Annotated in this window: 15 protein-coding genes and 1 pseudogene; 14 read left to right on the top strand and 2 right to left on the bottom strand. The window is 65.7% G+C overall.

Annotated features, from left to right (window positions below; all coding sequences use genetic code 11):
• The first annotated feature begins 24 nt into the window (after window positions 1–24).
• The 14 genes and pseudogenes from ACSFA5_RS19420 (at window position 25) to ACSFA5_RS19355 (ending at window position 18,884) form a co-directional block, all read left to right on the top strand.
• Complete coding sequence (locus ACSFA5_RS19420; protein ID WP_435445668.1) at window positions 25–834, top strand: Stp1/IreP family PP2C-type Ser/Thr phosphatase; 810 nt, start codon at window positions 25–27, stop codon at window positions 832–834.
• A gap of 66 nt (window positions 835–900) precedes the next feature.
• Window positions 901–1,578, top strand: coding sequence for an FHA domain-containing protein (locus ACSFA5_RS19415; RefSeq protein WP_435445667.1), 678 nt, complete (start codon window positions 901–903; stop codon window positions 1,576–1,578).
• Window positions 1,579–1,638: 60 nt separating this feature from the next.
• On the top strand, window positions 1,639–3,897 hold the full coding sequence (locus ACSFA5_RS19410; protein WP_435445967.1) for a CHASE2 domain-containing protein: 2,259 nt from the start codon (window positions 1,639–1,641) through the stop codon (window positions 3,895–3,897).
• Window positions 3,898–3,926: 29 nt separating this feature from the next.
• Window positions 3,927–4,730, top strand: a complete 804-nt coding sequence (locus tag ACSFA5_RS19405; RefSeq protein ID WP_435445966.1) for a 3',5'-cyclic-nucleotide phosphodiesterase — start codon at window positions 3,927–3,929, stop codon at window positions 4,728–4,730.
• Between the two features lie 203 nt (window positions 4,731–4,933).
• Complete coding sequence (locus ACSFA5_RS19400; protein ID WP_435445666.1) at window positions 4,934–5,419, top strand: pilin; 486 nt, start codon at window positions 4,934–4,936, stop codon at window positions 5,417–5,419.
• A gap of 341 nt (window positions 5,420–5,760) precedes the next feature.
• A pseudogene (locus ACSFA5_RS19395) lies at window positions 5,761–6,093 on the top strand (transposase); the annotation flags it as partial.
• Window positions 6,090–7,826 (top strand): PglL family O-oligosaccharyltransferase, encoded by a 1,737-nt coding sequence (locus ACSFA5_RS19390; protein WP_435445665.1) that lies wholly within the window; start codon window positions 6,090–6,092, stop codon window positions 7,824–7,826. The pseudogene ACSFA5_RS19395 and the gene ACSFA5_RS19390, both read left to right, overlap by 4 nt.
• Window positions 7,827–7,971: 145 nt before the next feature.
• Window positions 7,972–8,424 carry a pilin gene (locus ACSFA5_RS19385; RefSeq protein ID WP_435445664.1) on the top strand — a complete coding sequence of 151 codons (453 nt, stop codon included), beginning with the start codon at window positions 7,972–7,974 and terminating at the stop codon, window positions 8,422–8,424.
• Complete coding sequence (locus ACSFA5_RS19380) at window positions 8,418–9,008, top strand: GspH/FimT family pseudopilin (protein WP_435445663.1); 591 nt, start codon at window positions 8,418–8,420, stop codon at window positions 9,006–9,008. The genes ACSFA5_RS19385 and ACSFA5_RS19380 overlap by 7 nt, the downstream gene beginning before the upstream one ends.
• Window positions 9,002–9,550 carry a type IV pilus modification PilV family protein gene (locus ACSFA5_RS19375; RefSeq protein WP_435445662.1) on the top strand — a complete coding sequence of 183 codons (549 nt, stop codon included), beginning with the start codon at window positions 9,002–9,004 and terminating at the stop codon, window positions 9,548–9,550. Before ACSFA5_RS19380 ends, ACSFA5_RS19375 begins: the two co-directional genes overlap by 7 nt.
• Window positions 9,551–9,560: 10 nt before the next feature.
• Window positions 9,561–10,760 (top strand): PilW family protein, encoded by a 1,200-nt coding sequence (locus ACSFA5_RS19370; protein ID WP_435445661.1) that lies wholly within the window; start codon window positions 9,561–9,563, stop codon window positions 10,758–10,760.
• Window positions 10,757–11,332: a pilus assembly PilX family protein gene (locus tag ACSFA5_RS19365; protein ID WP_435445660.1), complete on the top strand. Its 576-nt coding sequence runs from the start codon at window positions 10,757–10,759 to the stop codon at window positions 11,330–11,332. The genes ACSFA5_RS19370 and ACSFA5_RS19365 overlap by 4 nt, the downstream gene beginning before the upstream one ends.
• A gap of 11 nt (window positions 11,333–11,343) precedes the next feature.
• Window positions 11,344–18,090 (top strand): PilC/PilY family type IV pilus protein, encoded by a 6,747-nt coding sequence (locus tag ACSFA5_RS19360; RefSeq protein WP_435445659.1) that lies wholly within the window; start codon window positions 11,344–11,346, stop codon window positions 18,088–18,090.
• Entirely contained in the window at window positions 18,087–18,884 is a 798-nt protein-coding gene (locus ACSFA5_RS19355; protein WP_435445658.1) for a TonB family protein, read from the top strand. Before ACSFA5_RS19360 ends, ACSFA5_RS19355 begins: the two co-directional genes overlap by 4 nt.
• Window positions 18,885–18,898: 14 nt before the next feature.
• Here the strand turns inward: ACSFA5_RS19355 and ACSFA5_RS19350 are convergent, their stop codons facing one another.
• Together ACSFA5_RS19350 and moaC are read right to left on the bottom strand one after the other, a co-directional pair.
• Window positions 18,899–19,234 (bottom strand): hypothetical protein, encoded by a 336-nt coding sequence (locus ACSFA5_RS19350; protein WP_435445657.1) that lies wholly within the window; start codon window positions 19,232–19,234, stop codon window positions 18,899–18,901.
• Between the two features lie 57 nt (window positions 19,235–19,291).
• Window positions 19,292–19,777, bottom strand: a complete 486-nt coding sequence (moaC, locus tag ACSFA5_RS19345) for a cyclic pyranopterin monophosphate synthase MoaC (protein ID WP_435445655.1) — start codon at window positions 19,775–19,777, stop codon at window positions 19,292–19,294.
• Window positions 19,778–19,811 lie beyond the last annotated feature (34 nt).

Raw genomic sequence — 19,811 nt, 5'->3', positions numbered from 1 at the left:
GAAGTCGGCGCTGGCAAACCAACCATGGCGAGTGTCGGCGTTTCCCTGTTCTCCACCCGCCCCGCGCTGACCTGGGAGTTCGCTTCCCTGACCGATGTCGGGAAGTTGCGCGCGCACAACGAAGACGCCGTCCACGTCGATTCCGCGCTCGGCCTGGCCCTGCTGGCCGATGGCATGGGCGGCTACAAGGGCGGCGAGGTGGCGAGCGCCATGGCCGTGTCGCTGATGCACGGCAGCTTCGGCCGCTGGTTCGCGCAGGCCGGCATGCAGGCACCGGCCCGCGTGGTGCGGCGGGCGCTGCAGGCCGCCACGGACGAGGCCAACGGCTCCATCCTGCATGCCGGCACGACCAACCCCGAGCTGCAAGGCATGGGGACCACGCTGGTGCTGGCGGCCTTCCGCCCGCAGCGCGTGGTGGTCGGCCACATCGGCGATTCGCGCTGCTATCGCCTGCGCAACGACAAGCTGGAACTGCTCACACGCGACCATTCGCTGCGCCAGCAGCAGCTCGACGCCGGCGCCATCACCGCCGAGGAAGCCCTCAATTCGCCGACCCGCAACCTCGTGACCCGCGCGGTCGGCGTCGAGCCGCAGGTCATGCTGGAAATGCACGAGCACAGCGCAAGGCCGGGCGATGTCTATATGCTTTGTTCCGACGGACTGAGCGAGATGATTTCCGATGAGCAGCTTTTCACGCTTCTGGAGCACGATATTGCGCTTCAGAAAAAAGCTTCACTTTTAGTTGCAATTGCAAACGACAATGGCGGGCGGGACAATATTTCGGTTGTTCTGGCACGGGCGAGCGTCGTGGAAACGTCTCGCGCGGCCAAGTAGCAGGCCTGGACGGCACCCCACCGTTCCGCTTGCCATCAATCAAGCTTTGCAATCGGGGAGTCGGCAATGCCGAAGATGATCATCTCTGTCGATGGCGTTGTCATCGGACAAGTGGCACTCGCCAAGGAGCGCACGACGCTGGGACGACGTGCCTACAACGACATCGTGATCGACAATCTGGCGGTCAGCGGCGAACACGCCGTGCTGCACATGACCGATGGCGAAGTCGAAATTGAAGATCTCAACAGCACCAACGGCACGTACGTCAATGCGCTCGCCATCCAGAAGCAGGCGCTCAAGGACAACGACGTCGTCGAGGTTGGCGGCTGCCGCATCCATTTCCGGGCGCGAAGCAACCTGGCCGTCGGTCCGGGTTCCGCACGCACCACGCTGCCGGAACAGTCAAGCCACGCAAGCCACGCAAGCCACTCAGGCGCGATGCCGCTGTCGTCTGCGCCCACGGAGTCCGGCGCCCTGGTCGAGCTGGGCATTCCGGTGCTGCGAGTGCTCGAGGGCGCCAACGAAGGCCAGGACGTCGCGCTGCAGAAGGTCGTCACCACCATCGGCAAGCCCGGCGTCGCCGTGGCCGTCGTCACGCGCCGGCGCCAGGGCTACGTGGCCGCCGGCGTCGAAGGCAACGTCACGCTCAACGGCCTGCAACTGGGCACCGAGGCGGTCGCCTTGCAGGAGCGCGACGTGCTCGAACTCGGCGGCGCCACGCGCATGCAGTTCGTTCGCATCTGAATTTCCTCCCGTGGCCTGCCGCGGCAACGCTCGCGAGGACGCGCTGTCGTGACGAGCAGGGTGAGCGAGCTGCGGCGGCACTGGCCGCGCATCGCCATCACGCTGTTGCCGCTGCTGCTGGCGTTGGCGCATGCCACCGGCGCCTGGCCGCTGAGCGCGCTCGAACGCCTTGACCTGCTGATCTACGACGTTCGCCTGCGCGCCACCATGCCGCGCACGGCCGATACGCGGGTGGTGATCGTCGACGTCGACGACGCCAGCCTGGCGCGCCAGGGGCAATGGCCCTGGCCGCGCGACAAGATGGCCCGCCTCACGACCGAGTTGCTGGCCCGCCAGCAGGTGGGCGTGCTCGGCTTCGACGTGATGTTCCTCGAGCCCGACCGCAGCTCCGGCCTCGAACGACTGCGCGAGATGGCGAGCGGGCCGCTGCAGGGCATGCCCGGCCTGGCGTCGGAGGTCGAGCGGCTGGCGCCCACGCTGGACCACGACGCCACCTTTGCCAACGCTTTGAAAGGCCAGCGGGTCGCCCTCGGCTACTACTTCACCCGCATGCAGCCGCCCCGCGCCAAGGGCCAACTGCCCGCCGCGCCGCTGATGCCGGCCGACGCCTTCCCCGCGGGCGGCGCTTACGGCACCACCTGGAACGGGTTCGGCGCCAGCCTGCCGGTGCTGGCGCAGGCCGCGCCGGCCGCCGGCTTTCTCAACACGCTGGTCGGCGCCAACGGCGACGGCGCGATCCGCAGCGTGCCGCTGCTCGCCCGCTACCAGGGCGACCAGGCGCAGCCCGGGTACTACGAATCGCTGGGGCTCGCGGTCTACAGGCTCGCGAACGGCTCGCCGGCGGTGCTGCCGGCGTTCGCGTCGGGTGCGGGCGCGGGGGCGCCCCGGCTCGAGTCGCTGCGGCTCGGCCGGCTGCGCATTCCGGTCGACCAGAGCGCCAGCATGCAGGTGCCGTTTCGCGGACCGGGCGGTGCGGACGGTGGGTCGTTTCGCTACGTGCCGGCCGCCGACGTGCTGGAAGGCAAGCTCGCACCGGGCGAGCTGAAAGACAAGATCGTGCTGCTCGGCACCACCGCACCGGGCCTGCAGGACCTGCGCGCCACCCCTGTGGAAGCGGCGTTTCCGGGCGTCGAGGTGCACGCCAACGTCGTCTCCGGCCTGCTCGATCACCGACTGCTCAGCGTGCCGGACTATGCGCCGGGCTACGAGGTGCTGGTGGTCCTCGCGACGGGGCTCGCGCTGGCGTTCGGGCTGTCGCTGCTGTCGGCGTCGCGCGCCGTGCTGCTGGCCGCCGGCACCGTCGCCGTGCTGGTCGGCCTCAACCTCTGGCTCTATGTAAGCCACGGCCTCGTCCTGCCGCTGGCGTCGGCGCTGGCCATGGCGGCGCTGGCGTTCGTGCTCAACATGAGCTGGGGCTACTTCGTCGAATCGCGCGCGCGGCGGGGGCTGGTGCGGCTCTTCGGCACCTACGTGCCGCCGCAGTTGGTCAACGAAATGATGGTGCACCCCGACCGCTACAGCATGCGCGCCGAGAGCAAGCCCATGACCGTGCTGTTCTGCGACATGCGCGACTTCACCCGCCTGTCGGAGCAGATGCCGCCGGCCGAGCTGCAGGCCTTTCTCAACACCGTGTTCAGCCGGCTCACCGACGTCATCAGCGCGCACCGCGGCACCGTCGACAAGTACATGGGCGATTGCGTCATGGCCTTCTGGGGCGCGCCCATCGACACGCCCGACCACGCCACGCTCGCCGTGCAGGCGGCCCTGGACATGGGCGACGCCGTGCGCGACATCAACCGCATCCATCGCGACAGCGGCCGCCCGGAGATCAGCGTGGGCATCGGCATCAACAGCGGCGTGATGAGCGTGGGTGACATGGGCTCTGCCGCGCGTCGCAGCTACACCGTGGTGGGCGACGCGGTCAACCTCGCGTCCCGGCTCGAGGGCCTGAGCGGGCACTACGGCGTGGAAATCGTGGCCAGCGGCGCGACCCAGGCGCTGGCGCCCTCCCTCCTCTGGCAAGAGCTCGACAGCGTGCGCGTCAAGGGCAAGGCCCAGGCGGTTGCGGTGTTCACGCCGTTGGCCGCGCGCACGCCCGAGGCCGTCGAACAGGCCCGCCCGGTGCTCGAGCGCTGGAGCGAAGTGCTCGCCGCCTACCGGCGCCAGGACTGGGCCCTGGGCCGAAACCTGCTCGCCCCCTTGCTTGCAGCGGATGCCAAAAAAGTCCTTTACCAGCTGTATGCCCAGCGTTTAGCCTCGATGGCGTTGCGCCCGCAAGACCCGAACTGGGACGGTGCAACCCGGTTCGAAACCAAATGACGGCCGACACACCCAGGGGGGCTCTCACAATGCAGGTTCGTGTGCTGGGTTGCTCGGGCGCCATCGCCAAAGGCTGCCGCACCACCTCGTTTCTGGTGGACACAGACTTGCTTGTCGACGCGGGTACGGGGGTCGGAGACCTCACGCTCGACGAAATGGCGGCCATCGACGACGTGGTGCTCACCCACAGCCACCTCGACCACATCGCCGCGCTGCCCCTGATGCTCGACGCCGTCGGCAGCCGCCGCACCCAGCCGCTGCGGGTGCATGCGCTGAGGGCCACCATCGAGGCGCTGCGCACGCATGTGTTCAACAACGTCATCTGGCCGGACTTCGAAAGCATTCCGAGCCAGGACGCGCCCTTCGTGAGCTTTCATGACATCGCGGTAGGGCAGTCGCTGCAGTTGGGCAGCCGCCAGCCCAAGTGCATCGAGGTGCTGCCAGCCGTGCACACCGTGCCGGCGTGCGGCTTCGCCGTGCGGCGCGCGCAAGGGGGCGCTCACTGGGTCTTCAGCGGCGATACCGAGCGCAATGCGCCCTTCTGGGAGCGGGTGAACGCGCTGGATGTGGCGATGCTGGTGATAGAGACGGCCTTCAGCAGCCGGGAACAGGCGCTGGCCGAGCGCAGCCTGCATCTGTCGCCGTCGGTGCTGGCCGATGAGCTGGCCCTTATCGAGCCGGGCAGGCATTACCCGATCTACATCACCCACACCAAGCCGGCGGAAACCGAGGAAATCATGAGCCAGATCGAGGTGCTGGCGGCCCGACAGGTGGCGGGGCTGGCGCAACGGGACATTCGCTGGCTGAAGGCGGATGGGGTGCTGACGTTTTGAGTTCAGTGGCGCGCGGGAGTGACAAACTTGTCACTGATTGTTGCGGCCGAGAGCGAAAAGTGTCACTCGCTGTAACTGAAATGTAAACAAATGCACTAGTTGGAGGGTGTAAACGATTGAAATCCGGTTGGCACAGATGCTGCGGAAGGTACTGTGCTCCGGGCTGGTTCCCGGGCTCAACCAACCAACCTGGAGTTAGTTCAATGAATCACCGCACTCTCGCCCGCCGCGCTCAGGCCGGCTTTACCCTTATCGAATTGATGATCGTTGTGGCGATCATTGGTATCTTGGCTGCTGTGGCTCTGCCGGCTTATCAGGATTACACAGCTAAGTCGCAAGTTGCTGCGGCTATTGCCGAAGTCAGCCCGGGCAAGGTTGGTATTGAAGGCAAGATTACCGACGGCAAGGCTGTTAGCGACCCGACCGACATCGGTCTTGCAGCCTCTACACCGCGTTGCTCGGCGATCACTGCCAGCTTCCTGGTGGCCGGCGAGGGCGCAGCGACGATCGCGTGCACGCTGATCGGCGGTTCGCAAGTCGCAGGCAAAACCATTACTCTCACCCGCACGAAAGACACCGCAACGGCCGCTGCCGCAACCGGCACCACCCCCGCCGTTAGCCCTGGTGGTTGGAATTGCGCTTTCTCGGGCGCAGCCAAGCTGTCGCCTGTTACTTGCCCCGGCGTGTAATCGTCTCCGCATAAAAAAACCGCCTTCGCAGTCTGTGTAAATAGTCTGCGGTTGCTCTAGCAACGATGCCCTCCAGGCGCTAGCCTGGAGGGCATCGTTGTTGTTTGTGGAGCATCCCGATGGCCCACGCAGTGGAGAGAGCCGGTAACAAGCCGCTTTATTTCCCGTCATGCTTGATAAATTGGTCTGGCCCGATGCGGTGGTCCGGGTCATAGACGCATGGATCGCTGCATTGACGTTGAGTGATCTCGGCTTTGCCAAGTCAATTCCGCAATTGCATGGGCGCCCCACCCTACGACCCCGCCAACCTGTTGCGGCTGTAACTCTGGGGCTACCTCAACACTGTACGTTCGTCCCGGGCGCTGGAGCCCGAATGTCACCGCAACGTCGAGTGCACGTGGCTGCTGGGCCGCCTCGCCCCGGCCTACAAGACCATCGCCAAATTCCGTCGGGGCAATCTGCAGGCACTGGTCGCCACCAGCGCTGCCTTCGTGCAGTTCACCCGTAGCCAGCGCCTCATTGCCTCCATTACCGTTGCCATCGTCGGCCCTCGAAGCTTGGCCGAGCAGGCACAGCGCAACGCCCGGGAGGTGATTTTGAGGGGTCGCCTAATACACACGTTTCGAGTATCAAACGTAAGCGAACGTCGAGCACAGGAAAAATTGGCTGAATGACCGCTGCGAAAACGCATACCCCGATTGAAAATGCGCCAGCGCAGCACCTCATCCCTGTGTTTTGTCGCGCGCTGATTACGTTGCCGTTCATTTTTCCCCTAGCGGCGGGCCCTTCAGTCAACGCCTGGCAGCAGTTGGCGTCGTGGCTGTGCATAGCGTTGTTGTTGGTTTTGATGAAGTCAAGGGCCGCCTTAGCGAATCCTTGGGTGCTGGCCTGGCTTGCCTTAATTGCATTCCTTGTCACGGTCTCTACCGACTCGGGGCTCGGCCCCAGCGCTCGAATCCCCGCAGTCGTTGTCATCTTGCTCACCACCATGGCGGCCTGCATGGGTTCGAGCCTCGTTCACCGCGGCACCCGCTGGCATGTGGTGCTCGGCCAGGGTCTGCTAAGCGCTGGACTCATCAGCGCGGTGCTAGGCCTGCTCCAGTACTACGGCTTAGCAGAGCATCTGGAGCCCTGGACGACCTCCCCTGCGGTGGGACAGGCTTTCGGCAATCTGCGCCAGCGCAACCAGTTCGCCAGCTTGATCAGCATGGCCTTTATTGCCGCCCTCTGGCTTCATGCGACGCGCAAAAGCGCGGTCCCCTCCAATCGCATTGCGTCGGCGGGCGCCGTCATCTTGCTGGTGGTGGCCGCCGCAGCGTCCACGTCGCGAACGGGTCTGCTGGAGTTTTTGCTGATCATTGCCTCCGCGGCCTGGATGGCGCGTCGTGAACGCCGTGGCTCGCGCCTCGGCGTGAAGGCCGGGCCGGAGGTGTCGCACCGGTTGCCCGCCCCAATGGCGCTGCTCTCCCTGATTCCGCTGTATTTCGCAGCCGCCTGGGTCTTGCCGCAACTCGTCGGCGGTGGAACCGAGAGCATGGCGCAGCGCCTGAGCGAAGGCGCCCCGGTGGGCCACAGCCGGCTGATTCTCTGGCACAACGTGCTGACGCTCATCGCGGAACACCCGTGGCGGGGATGGGGCTGGGGCGAACTGAGCTTCGCGCACTACATGCACAGCACGCTGTACCCGGGGGCACGCTTCGTCGAGATCCTCGACAACGCCCACAACCTGCCACTGCACCTTGCGGTCGAGCTCGGCATTCCTGCGGCTGTGCTCGTGTGCGGTGGCTTCATCTGGTTCATGGTCACCGCGCAGCCGTGGCGCGAGCGCGATCCGTTCCGCCTCATGGCCTGGGGGCTGCTGGGCGTGATCGTGCTGCACAGCCTGCTCGAATATCCACTGTGGTACGGACCGTTCCAGATGGTCTTCGGTCTTTGCCTCGGCGTACTCTGGCCCGCCAGGCGAGCGGAAGCAGATCGACCTCGGCCCAAGTTTCACGCCATGTCGTCGGTCACGGCGGCGGTGTTGATCGCCATCGTTGGCTATGCAAGCTGGGACTACATCCGCATCAGCCAGATCTATCTGCCTCGGGATGAGCGGCTGCCGCAGTACGAGGAGCACCCCCTTGAAAAAGCGCAAGGCTCGTGGCTGTTTGCGAATCAGGTCGACTTCGCCAGGCTCACCCTGACCACGGTGACCGCCTCCAATGCGGCGGAAATCCATGCGCTGGCTCAACGCCTCGTGCATTTCTCCCCAGAACCCCGTGTGATCGTGAAGCTGATCGAAAGCGCCGAAGTGATGGGCCTGCATGACGAGGCGCGGGCGGAAGCGCAACGTTTCAGCGTTGCGTTTCCACGTCAGTACGAACGTTGGCTCGAAGGCAAACCGGTTGATTCGTCGGCCTTTTGAGCGCCGCCCACCGGCTTCGCGAGGACGACGAGCGGCGTTTATCCCCTGATGAGCGGCTTCTTTACAAAAGGTAAAGAAGCGTAAGCTAGGCCACAAAGATACACATTTGTGTCTTTCGCCCTTGTGGGCGTTTTGGGCCTTGTTCATGACCATTTACAAAAACCGCCATCGCCACGCCGGCTTCACGCTTGTCGAAGTCATGATCGTTGTCGTGATCATCGGCATCCTGGCTGCGATCGCGCTTCCCCAATATTCGGACTATGTGCGGCGTGCGCGGGTTACGGAGGCGCTTGGGCTGTTGGCTGGCATGCGGCCGCGGATGGAGCAGTTTTTTCAAGACAACCGCACTTTTGCGGGGGCTTGTGCCCCCGGCGCCCTCGCGGAAGCGCCAGCCAGTACCAAGGGGTTCGACTTTGACTGTGGAACTCCCACTGCCACCACATACACGATCACTGCAACGGGTCAAACGGGCAAGAGCACCGCAGGCTTTGTGTACACCCTGACAGCCACTGGAGCCAAGGCCACCACCACCCTTGGCGCCGGTTGGACAGGTGCTCCCGCATCGTGCTGGATCACGAGCAAGGGCGGCACATGCTGAACTCCGCTCGCGAGAGCGGCTTTTCGCTCATCGAGCTGATGGTCACGCTGGTCATCTTCGCGGTGATGGCGGCCATGGCGGCGCCTTCGATGCGCCAGTACGCCGAGAACATGAAGACCCTTGCCACGGCGGAGGCCTTCTCTGCCTCGTTGCAGCAAGCGCGCTCCGAGGCGATTCGCCGGAACGTTCCGGTGGAACTGGTTCTTACCACTGCTTCTCCGGTGCCCGCCAATGTCGAGACCTCGGCGCTGACCACCAGCGGCCCCAACTGGCTGATACGCCAGACGCCCGAGACCGCTGACGATCCGCATGTCTTCATCGACGGCAAGGCTGGCGCCGAGGGTGGAGGGCGCGCCAACCAGGGGACGTCGGTCGTGATCGCGGCGGACGCTTCCAGCATCCGCTTCAATGCGTCAGGAGGGTTGGTCGGGTCATTGCTCGCGGTGCACTTCACTCAGCAAGGCGGCACTTGCGTAGCGGACAACGGACCGGCCCGCTGCCTGGACGTCGTGGTCAGCACCGGCGGCCAGGTACGCATGTGCGATCCGTCTGTCTCAGGCGCCGGAGAAACACGCAAATGCTGACGCAGCGTTCGAACCGGATGCCGATGCGCGCGCGCAGCACGCGCGGCGCGGTGCGCCAACGCGGCATGTTCCTCATCGAGGCCGTGGTCGCCATCCTTTTGTTCATGCTCGGCATCGTCGGCATGGTGGGTCTCAGTGCGCAGGCCGTCGCCACCCAGTCCGATGCCGAATATCGCACCCTGGCCGCGCAGTGGGCCAGCCAGATCGGCCAGGAGGCCTGGATCAGCGTGAGCAGGTCCGGCTTGGACAGTGTGGCGCGTGCCACGTCGGTGCAGAACGCGCTGGTCGGCTTCCAGCACCGGGCCACCGGTGATGACTGCAACTTTTCCGGAGCTGTGGCGACCAGTGCCGTGGTGACTTCGTGGGCTGCGGCTGTGCAGGACGCGGCGCACGGCGGCTTGCCGGGCGCCGAGGCGACCATGCAGCAGATCCGCGTGGATTCGACCCCCGACGGTCACAACAAGCTGACCATCACGGTGTGCTGGAAAGTGCCGTCGAATCCGAAGATGCGCCGTCATGTTTTTGCCACCCTGATCAACTGAGACAAGCACCGTGCGCAAAGACGACATGCATCCTCGTTCGCATTACTTGGCGAGCCTCGGGCGCCGGCAGAGCGGCGTGTCCCTGATCGAACTGATGGTCGGCCTCGTCGTCGGGCTGGTCTGCGTGCTCGTCATCGTGCAGTTGCAAACCTTGTGGGATGCGCGCAAGCGCTCCGTCGGCGCAGGCAACGACGCGCAAATCAGCGGCACCCTCGGCGCCTTTGCGCTCGACCGCGACCTTCGGCAGGCAGGCTTCGGCATCGGCGTGGCCGGCGGAGATGCCTCCGAGCCCAACAGCAACGTGATGGGGTGCCCGGTGGTCGCGACCAACACCTCTCTCGCGAACCAAAACATCGGCTTCGATCTCGTTCCCGTCCAGATCTACAGGGTGGACGACAAGCCTGACGAGATTCGCGTGCTGTACGGCAACTCGTCGTTCTTCGTTTCGCGCCAACCGATCATGTCGTCGACTGCCGAAAGCAACACGCTGAGGTCGCGCGAAGGCTTTCTTGCCGGCGACAAGGTGATTCTCACCAGCACGTCCTCGGGCGGGTTGAGGTGCTATCTGGCCGAACTCACCGGCATGTCGTTGACCGATCTGAGCGCCGTCGAGCACAAGGCTGCCTACACCTACGCCACGAACCAGGGCAACAAGACGGCCGTCATGAACGCGTCCATCGGCACAGGCACCGACATTGGCACGGGCTTCGCGTTCAACCTGGGGCTGGCGCCCGCGCGCACGGTATGGAAGGTCAGCCTGCAGCGCCAGTCGCTCACGCGCTACAACAGCCTGACCGAGAACCCTTTGTCTGCGTCCGACGTGGTCACGGACGTCGTTACGCTCAAGGCGCAGTACGGCTATGACGCCTCCGGCGACGGCATCATCGCCTCCGGCGAGTGGTATGACACGTTGCCGACCGGCGCTGACTACAGCCACCTGCTCGCGGTGCGCTTCGGCCTGCTGATTCGCAGCCGGCTGTTCGAGCGGCCGAACATGACGACGGGTGTGGCCGTGCCGGTGACCGCGTCGGCGCCGAAGTGGGCCAATGGCTCGATCTCTTTCGCCATGAGGAACCTCGACGACTCCGCCGATTCGGGTGCGTCTGGCGTCGACGGCGATACCGCCGCCAACAACTGGCGCAACTACCGGTACCGGGTCTACGACACGGTCGTGCCCTTGCGCAACATGATCTGGGGTACCGTGCCATGAAAAGAACCTGTGCACAGAGGCGGCCGCGCGCAAAGGCGCAGCGCGGCATCGTCCTGATCATTGCGCTGGTCGTGCTGGTCGTCATGACGGTCACTGGCCTGCTGATGTTTCGCACCACTGGCACCGGCGTGGAGGTTGCCGGCAATGTGGGCTTCAAGCAGAACGCCACATCAATGGCCGACCTGGGCACCGAGGCGGGGTTCAAGTGGGTTTACGACCAGCGCACGAACCCCACTGTGCTCAACACCGACATTCCCGCCGCGGCGTATTTCGCGACCTGGCACGAAACCTTCGATCCGATGACTTTCGACTGGTCGACCGCCAAGGAAGTGACAGCAGACGACGGTACGGGCAATCGCGTGCGCTATGTGATCCACCGACTTTGCGGCACCCCGGGGCCGCCGACCGATGTGACCCAGAAATGCGTGATTCCGCAGTCCACGAGCGGCTTGGGCCCCGGCGGTGGGGTCGGAGGTGGTCTCCCGCCACCCAAGTCGCCTTACTACCGCATCACCGCTCGCGTGGACGGGGTGCGAGGCGCAGTCAGCTACACACAAATAATCATGCTATGAGGGCCGGGGAAATGAATCGCTCCAAAGGTTTTGCGCTTGTCGCGTCGGCCATTGCCGGCGTGCTCCTGTGGGGGAACGGGGCGTCGACGACCGACGTGCAGGCAGCGCAGACGCAACTGGCCACCGTGCCCGTCGCCGGAACGGGGCAGGCCGTGCCCAAGCCCAACGTCATGCTGCTGATGGACACCTCACGGTCCATGGCGTTCACGCACATGCCTGACGAGCTGGAGTTTCCCGGCGGCAATCCGAGCTACGAAATGCCCATCGGCTATCGCAGCGCACAGTGCAATGCGCTGTACTACGACCCGGCCAAGATCTACGAGGTGCCGCGCGGCGCCGACGGCTACTATCTGGTGAACCCGCCGAGCAACGTCGATTTCGGGGCCGCGCGCTACGACTTCTATTCGGCCGCCACCACCAACACCAACCTGGCGACCAGCTTCAGGGCCTACGACCGCAACACGCGCCAGCTGCAGGTTGCCAACGACGCCGAAGACCCGGCGCAGCCCGCTTACTACTACACGTACGAAGGCACCCAGGCGCTGCGTTACGACGCGGCGCCCTGTACCGACATGGAAAGCGTGCGCTTCGCCGGCGCCAACCTCACGCAGGCGAATGTCACGGCCAACACCACGGGCGGCTTGTGGCGCCGCAAGCTGGTCAGTTCGAGCTCCGGCACGGGGGCGGCAGGCACCGACGAACGGCGCAACTTCGCCATCTGGTACACGTTCTATCGCACCCGCATGGCGATGGTGAAGAGCAGCATCAGCCTTGCGTTCAACCCCATCAACGACGGCTTTCGCGTCGGCCTGGTGAGCATGAATCCGCTGCGCGACACGGCCAACGCCGACAGCGGCGTGAACCCGACCAAGTACCTGGCCATCGACGACTTCAACGACACGCACAAGTCCGCGTGGTACGCCAAGCTGTACGGGCAGACGCCCGAAGGCTCGTCTCCGGCCCGCGAAGGCCTGGCCCGGGTGGGTCGACATTACGCCGGTCGCACGGACGGCATCAATGCCGAGATGACACCCGACCCGGTGCGTTACAGCTGCCAGCAGAACTTCACCATCATGACCACGGACGGCTACTGGAACACCGCGCAGGAAACGCGCGGCCCGGTCGGCATCGACGGCACGACGCGCGTGGGCAACCAGGACGGCAACCTCACGCCCAAGACCATCCTGGACCGCTTCGACCCGCTGCTGTACAGCCACCGTCCCATCTGGGACGGCACCACGTCCGGCAGCCGCACCGACACGACCACGTCGTCGATGAACCGCTACCAGCCCTGCACCACCGGCGAGTTCTTCCGCACGAGCTCGGTGGTGTCACGCTCGACCTCGCAGCCGACGCAGCGCGTCCAGTCGCTGACGAAGACGACCGAGCAGGTCCTTGCCTCGACCGTGCAGACCAGCCGCTCGACCACGCAGGACCGCAAGACGACGAGCACGCAAACCCGCCAGAGCCTGCAGGCCCTGGCCAGCACGCAGCAGCAGACCCGTTCGACGCGTCAGGAAATGAAAACCCTCGAATGGTGGGGCCGCGGTACGCGCAAGGTCTACGCAAGCACCACCCAAGTGCTGCAAACGACGTCGTACATGCTGAAGACGGTCGCACAGATCCAGACCCGCACGCGCACGCAGACCATGACGCAGACGCGGCAATGGCAAACGCAGCAGAAGACGACCAAGACGACCACGCAGCTGCAGCAATCCACGAGCCAGTCGTTCAAGACCGACACGCTGACGCGCCGCTCCACCACCCAGCCCCTGGTGACCCGGACGTACCAGCTGCAATCGACCCGCCAGGAATTCCAGCGCACGGCGCAGGTTCTTGCCTACAACGGCGCCACTGAAACGACGACGCCCGTGGCGTCGTGCACCAACAGCGGCAACATCACCTGCCTGAACCTCACCAACGGTCCGACGGCGGTGGCTTCGTGCACCCCGCAAAGCCCCAATTCGGGCAACAACTACGTCACGCGCACCTGCGACGCACCGACCCTGACGGGACCGACGGCGGTGCAGACCTGCACGGCCCAAGCGGCCGGCTCGGGCAACAACTACACCTCGACCACCTGTGCGCCGCAGGTCAACGGACCGACCGCCGCCGCAAGCTGCTCGCCGGCCGGCCCGAGCGCCGGCAACGGCTGGGCGAACGTCACCTGCTCGTCGAACACGACCGGCCCGACCTCGGTGGCCTCGTGCACGCCGGGCACGGACGCCAACTTCGTCACGACGTCGTGCAGCGTCACGCCCACGACCACGGCAGTGGCCCCGAACTCGTGCACGCCCGGAACCAACGCTTCCACGCAGGTGGTCACCACCTGCAACACGCAGTTGACCGGACCGACCGGCGTGGCATCGTGCACGCCGACAGTTCCTACCAGCGGCAACAGCTATCTCACGACCTCGTGCGCGACGCCGGTCAACAACAGCTTCACGGCCACCAAGGCAGCTTGCGTACCGGCGAGCGCCGGCTCGGGCAACGCCTACACGACCACCGCGTGCAACACGGTCATCACGAGCCCGCGCACGGCGGTTGCCAGCTGCACGGCCGCTGGAGGCACGTCGCCCAACTTCATCGAGACCTTCTGCGACCAGCCGGCGGAGCAGATCGCCACGAACAAGCCCGTCGACAGCTGCACGGCATCGGGTGCGACCAGCGCAAACAGCTTCGTGCGCACGACCTGCGGTGGCGCGACCTACTCGGCGTGGAGCAATGCGGCCAGTTGCACGGCGCAGGCGCCGACGTCGGGCAACGCCTACCTGGAGCGGCAATGTCAGGAGCTCACCACGAGCACCACCCAGGTGCTGCCGGCCCAGTGCACGGCGGGCACCACCGGCAGCGGCGTCAAGACGACCTGCACGCCCACGACCTTCACCGATGTGCCGGTTTCGTCGTGCGTGCCAAACACAACCGGCCCGAGCTTCGTGAGCTGCCGTACCGTGACCACACCCGAGACGCTGGTCGCATCCTGTACCGCAGGCGGTAACGCGAGCACCAACTGGGTCATCACGGCTTGCAGGAACGAAGACACCCCCGAGGTGAACGTCGGCACCTGCACGCCCGTAGCTGCCGGTTCCGGCAACGGCAACACGGCCACCACCTGCAACTTCCACTCGGAGACGACGTCCACGGCGCCTGGCTCCTGCGTGGCCCAGACTGGCAACTCAGGCAACAACTGGGTGACCATCAAGTGCCCCGCACCGGTAACGACCGGCCCGACCGGCGTACCTTTGAACAGTTGCTCGCCGGTGGCGGCAAGCTCGGGCAATGACTGGACGGCAACGACCTGCGCAATGAACGGTCCGACCGCGGCCACGCCGGTGGCGAGCTGCACCGGCGGCACCAATGCCACCGACTTCACCGTGACGACTTGCACGAACAACAACTCGCCAGTGACTAACGTGATGCCCGGGTCCTGCGTGGCGCAGACCCCGACGTCCGGCAACGGCTTCACCACGGTGAACTGCGTGTCCTCGAACCCGGTCGTCGGCGTTGCCGCCGGCAGCTGCGTGCCGCAAACGGCTGCCTCGGGCAACGGCTTCACGCAAGTGAGCTGCAACACGGTCACGACCGGCCCGACCTTCGTCGCGCAGGGTTCTTGCTCCGCCGGCACCAGCGCCAACTTCACCACCACCAGCTGCAACACGGTGAACACGGGCCCCACGCTGGTGGCGGCCTGCTCGAACGGCGTGGATGCCAATTTCAAGGTCACCAGCTGCACGGTCAACACCTCGCAGCCGCAGCAACTGACGCCGGGCACCGCCTGCACCAGCGAAGTACCGACCAGCGGCAACAACTTCACGCGCACCACCTGCACCGCCGTCGACACCACCGTAGGTGTGGCTGCGGACACCTGCGTGCCTTCGCCGCGCGGCGTGCTGCCGGTCGTGTCCTGCGCCATGGCAACCACCAACCCGACGCCGGTGGCGGCCTGCACGCCCGGCACGGACGCCAGCTTCCTGACGACAAACTGCACCTCGGACACGCAGGGCCCTGACCGCGTGACCAGTTGCTCGCCCGTCACGCCGACGGCAGACAACGGCTACCGCTCCACGACCTGCGTGGCCATTCCGGGCACGAAGGTGCAGCGCCGCACGCAGACCACCATCGCGACCTATGACGTGAGCGGCGACACGGCCATCGATTCCAGCGTGCGCGACAAGAGCACCACTGAGACCGACTGGACCGACGCGACCGGCATCTGCTACGCCAGCCCGGCGTCTCCGCCCGTGGTCGATGTGTCCGGTGCCTGGGGTGGAACGACGACGGCCAAGGGGCCGGTCTCAGGCCCCGCCAAGTTGGGCAGCGTCGATTCACTGGCGGACGTGGCGCAGTATTACTACATCAACGACCTGCGCCCCAGCATGTCGAATGACACCCCACGCCTGGGCGAAGGCATCGAGGACGACCGTGCCCCGTGGCAGCACATGACGACCTTCGTCGTGGGCCTGGGTGTCTCTGGAAACCTGAACTACCAGGAGAACTACAAGAGCGCGACCACCGGTGATTTCTCCAAGATCCGCAGCTACGAAAACACACCGGTCGTGAACTGGCCGATCTGGCCCAACGGCACCAACCTGTCGCAGCTGCAGTACAACGACCCGCGCTCCATCGACGACTTCTGGCATGCCGCCGTCAACGGCCGCGGCAAGTACTTCAGCGCGCGCGACCCGCAATCGGTGGTGGACGGTCTGAAGGAAGCACTTTCGGGCATCAAGGCGCAAGCCGGCGCCGGTGCCGGCGCATCGCTCTCCAGCCTCACGCCGACAGCGGGCGACAACTTTGCCTACACCGGCAGTTTCACCACGCTGGACTGGACTGGTGAATTGCTGGCGCGAGATGTGGATGTGACCACCGGCAACCTGTCGACCACGGTGAGGTGGTCCGCGCGCGGGCTGCTGGACGCCAAGGTGAGTGACGAGTGCGACAACCGGAAGATCTATGCACGCGATCCGGCGAACGGGAGCCTGGTCGATTTCACCTGGAACACCAAGGCCTGCGACGCAACCACCGGTCTGCCCACCGGCACCGCGGCGACCGGACTGACCGCCGCCATGCAAGCGGCGTTCACCAGCACGGCCATCACCACCGGCCTGAGCCAATACCCGTTCATGAGCGACGGCAGCTCGGGCACCCTCGATCAGCGCGGCATTACCACCGGTGCAAACCTGCTGAACTACCTGCGCGGCCAGCGCAAGCGGGAAGGCTACGTCTACAACACCGCCAAGCTCTACCGGGCGCGGGCGCACGTGCTGGGCGACATCGTCAATTCGCAGCCGGCCTACGTGAAGGCGCCCAGCCAATTCTTCCAGGACGCCGGCTACGATGACTTCAAGACCACTTACAAGGCCCGCACGCCCATGGTGTACGTAGGTGCGAATGACGGCATGCTGCATGCCTTCTATGCACCGGCAAGCTCGGCCGACACCAACTATGCCAATGCCGGCCAGGAAGCGTGGGCCTTCGTTCCGCAGGTGGTGATGCCCAACATGTGGACCCTGGCCGACACCAACTATCCCGACAAGCACCAGTTCTTCGTGGACGGCTCGCCGATCTCCAGCGACGTTTACACCGGCGGCCAGTGGAAGACCATGGTCGTCGCGGGCCTCGGCCATGGCGGCAACGGCTACTACGCGCTGGACGTCACCAACCCGGCCTCGCCCCGCGCCATGTGGGAGTTCAACATGAGCACCGCCTGCGCGAGCAACCCGATCGGTGCGACTGCGGATTGCAACGTGGGGTTGACTTACGGGCGCCCCATCATCACCAAACTGCGCGACGGCACCTGGGTGGTGCTGGTCACGTCCGGCTACAACAACTCGGTGAGCGGCGACGGCAAGGGATACCTCTACGTGCTGAACGCCGGCACCGGCGCGATCATCCAGCGCATCGCCACCTCGGCGGGTGACTCCTCGACGCCGAGCGGCCTGCGCGAGATCAACATCTTCGTGAACAACTACCCATTGAACAATACGGCCGAACGTGCTTACGGCGCCGACCTGCTGGGCAACGTGTGGCGCTTCGACATCAACAACGTCATTGCGCCGACGGGGTATGAAGCGGCGTTGCTCGCCACAGCGAAGGACAAGAGCAACAACCCGCAACCGATCACCACGCGACCGCAGCTGGCCGAGGTCAACGGCATCACCATGGTGGTCGTAGGCACAGGGAGGATGCTGTCGACGGACGACCTGACCGACACCAGCGCGCAAACCGTCTACGCCTTCCAGGATGCGCTGACGGCCGCGAATCCGTCGGTCTATACCAATCTGCGTACTGAGCTGAAAGGCTTGGCGCTCGTGCAGAGCGGTTCGGGCAGTTCGGCGACGCGCACGGTACAGTGCGCGACCACCGGAGAGGGCGTCTGTCTGCAAACCAAGGGGTGGTATATCGATTTGCCTGACAACGGCGAGCGCGCGAACGTGGACATGCAAACCGTGTACGGCACTCTGGTGTTCGCGTCCAACGTCCCCAGCAACACAATGTGCTCCGGTGGCGGTTACAGCTGGCTGAACTACGTCGACCTCATCACTGGCCTGCCGGTAGGCTCCAGTACAGGCGGGGTGACGTCAAGGCCGTTCTTCTCCAGCTCGCTCGTGGTGGGCCTGGCCGTCGTCGTACGGTCGGATGGCACGGTGGTGGGCTTGGGGACGTCTGACAGAGATCCTCCTGAGGTTCAGCCTATCCCGGTCGGCAGCCCGCCGCCGCAGGGCAAGCGCATCAGCTGGCGCGAGCTCGTGCGTTGAGGCTTGCCCCGGCGCCGCGCCGGTCCCTGTCTGCCGCGGTGCTGGGGTCGGTCGCGTTGCATGCGGTGCTGCTGTATACGGCGTGGCCGCGGCCGCCGGTCGCGTCGCAGTCGAAAGTGCGGGTGATCGAGGCGCGGCTGCTGGCGCCGCCTGCGGCCCAGGTGGTGGCGGCCAGTGCGCCACCGATGGCGGACGCCCTGCCCGTGGTTGTAGAGCAACCCGTGGTGCCGAGTCCGCAGGTGCCCGTGCAAAGCCCGGTGCCGGCGCGCGAGGCACCGGCCTTGTCTGAGCCGGTATCGCCCACTTTGTCTGCGCCGCAGCCGGAGAAGCGACCGCCCGCCGAGGCGCCGCCGCCGCAAGTGGCCGTGCCGGCTCCGCCGCCTGCATCGGCGCCATCGACCTCGTCCGCGCAACCGGAGACCAACGCCGTTGCATCCGCGGCGCCAGCCTCGGCCTACCTGCCCATCTCCGAACTCGACCCGCCCCCGCGTCCGCTCACCGAAATACGGCTGGTGTACCCGCCCGGTGCGGGCATGCGCCAGGGCGAGGTGGTGCTGGACCTGCTGATTGGCGCAGGGGGCGCGGTCGAAGACGTCAAGATCATCGAGGCCACGCCCGTGGGGCTGTTCGAGGCGTCCGCCATTTCCGCCTTCGTCGGGACCCGCTTCGCGCCCGGCATGCGCGCGGGCGTGCCGACGGCGGCGCGCATGCGGGTTGCGGTGCAGTACAGCGCCACCGGGATGTCGGTTTCAGGGTCGGCCGCGCCGCTGCAGCCGGCGGCCCCGCCGCGCTGAACGCGCAGCACCGGTCAGAATTTCTTGAAGCAGCCGGGTGCGCCCAGCTCCTTGAGCTGCGCACACGGCATCACGCGGGTGGTGTTGGCCTGGTCGTCGTAGAAGATGACGCCGAAGTCCGCGTTCTTGCCGCTGCACCGCACGTTCCACACCGCCGCCTTGTCCAGCACGCCCTGGAAGAACACCCGCTGCACCGCGGGACACTGCGCGCCGCTCTGCTGCACCAGCACGGCCGTAAAGTTGCGGCGCCCGTTTTCGGACATGGCATCCACCTTGTCGCTGAGCGTGTTGGCAAAAGCGGTAGAGGACAGGAGAGCGGCGAGGCTCAGCAAGATGAAAGACTTCGGCATTTCGGACCCTGGGCAAAAATTTTCTGGACCATACAAATCAACATGGAGCGAGTGGCGTCAGTCCCCCACCACCCAGCTCCCCGACTTCCCCCCATGCTTCTCCACCACATGCACATCCGTGATCCGCATCCCCCGGTCCACCGCCTTGCACATGTCGTAGATCGTGAGAAGCGCCACCTGCACCGCCGTCAGCGCCTCCATCTCCACCCCCGTGGGCCCGACGGTCTCTACTGTCGCCGTGCAGGCCACCTGGGGCGCGCTGCCGGCGTCGCCCAGTGCGAAGGCCACCGCCACCCGTGTCAGCGCCAGCGGGTGGCACAGCGGGATCAGGTCGCTCGTCTTCTTCGCCGCCTGGATGCCCGCGATGCGCGCGATGCCCAGCACGTCGCCTTTCTTCGCGGTGCCCGACGCGATCAGCGCCAGCGTCGCCGGCTGCATCTCGATGCGACCCGTGGCCACGGCCACGCGGTGGGTGGCGGGCTTGCCGGCGACGTCGACCATGTGGGCCTGGCCCTGCGCGTCGAAATGGGTGAGAGAGCTCATGGTTGAACGATCGAGTTGAAGGTGCATCATACGA

The organism is Variovorax monticola, assembly GCF_051216855.1.
Classification (GTDB): domain Bacteria; phylum Pseudomonadota; class Gammaproteobacteria; order Burkholderiales; family Burkholderiaceae_C; genus Variovorax.
Note: the sequence above shows the minus strand (reverse complement) of the source record. Positions and strands in the feature narration are given on the sequence as shown.

Bases quoted from the DNA above. Each gene is read 5' to 3' on its own strand.
- ACSFA5_RS19420 (WP_435445668.1), top strand. From the start codon at position 25: ATGGCGAGTGTCGGCGTTTCCCTGTTCTCCACCCGCCCCGCGCTGACC.
- ACSFA5_RS19415 (WP_435445667.1), top strand. From the start codon at position 901: ATGCCGAAGATGATCATCTCTGTCGATGGCGTTGTCATCGGACAAGTG.
- ACSFA5_RS19405 (WP_435445966.1), top strand. From the start codon at position 3,927: ATGCAGGTTCGTGTGCTGGGTTGCTCGGGCGCCATCGCCAAAGGCTGC.
- ACSFA5_RS19400 (WP_435445666.1), top strand. From the start codon at position 4,934: ATGAATCACCGCACTCTCGCCCGCCGCGCTCAGGCCGGCTTTACCCTT.
- ACSFA5_RS19390 (WP_435445665.1), top strand. From the start codon at position 6,090: ATGACCGCTGCGAAAACGCATACCCCGATTGAAAATGCGCCAGCGCAG.
- ACSFA5_RS19385 (WP_435445664.1), top strand. From the start codon at position 7,972: ATGACCATTTACAAAAACCGCCATCGCCACGCCGGCTTCACGCTTGTC.
- ACSFA5_RS19380 (WP_435445663.1), top strand. From the start codon at position 8,418: ATGCTGAACTCCGCTCGCGAGAGCGGCTTTTCGCTCATCGAGCTGATG.
- ACSFA5_RS19375 (WP_435445662.1), top strand. From the start codon at position 9,002: ATGCTGACGCAGCGTTCGAACCGGATGCCGATGCGCGCGCGCAGCACG.
- ACSFA5_RS19365 (WP_435445660.1), top strand. From the start codon at position 10,757: ATGAAAAGAACCTGTGCACAGAGGCGGCCGCGCGCAAAGGCGCAGCGC.
- ACSFA5_RS19360 (WP_435445659.1), top strand. From the start codon at position 11,344: ATGAATCGCTCCAAAGGTTTTGCGCTTGTCGCGTCGGCCATTGCCGGC.
- ACSFA5_RS19350 (WP_435445657.1), bottom strand. From the start codon at position 19,234: ATGCCGAAGTCTTTCATCTTGCTGAGCCTCGCCGCTCTCCTGTCCTCT.
- moaC (WP_435445655.1), bottom strand. From the start codon at position 19,777: ATGAGCTCTCTCACCCATTTCGACGCGCAGGGCCAGGCCCACATGGTC.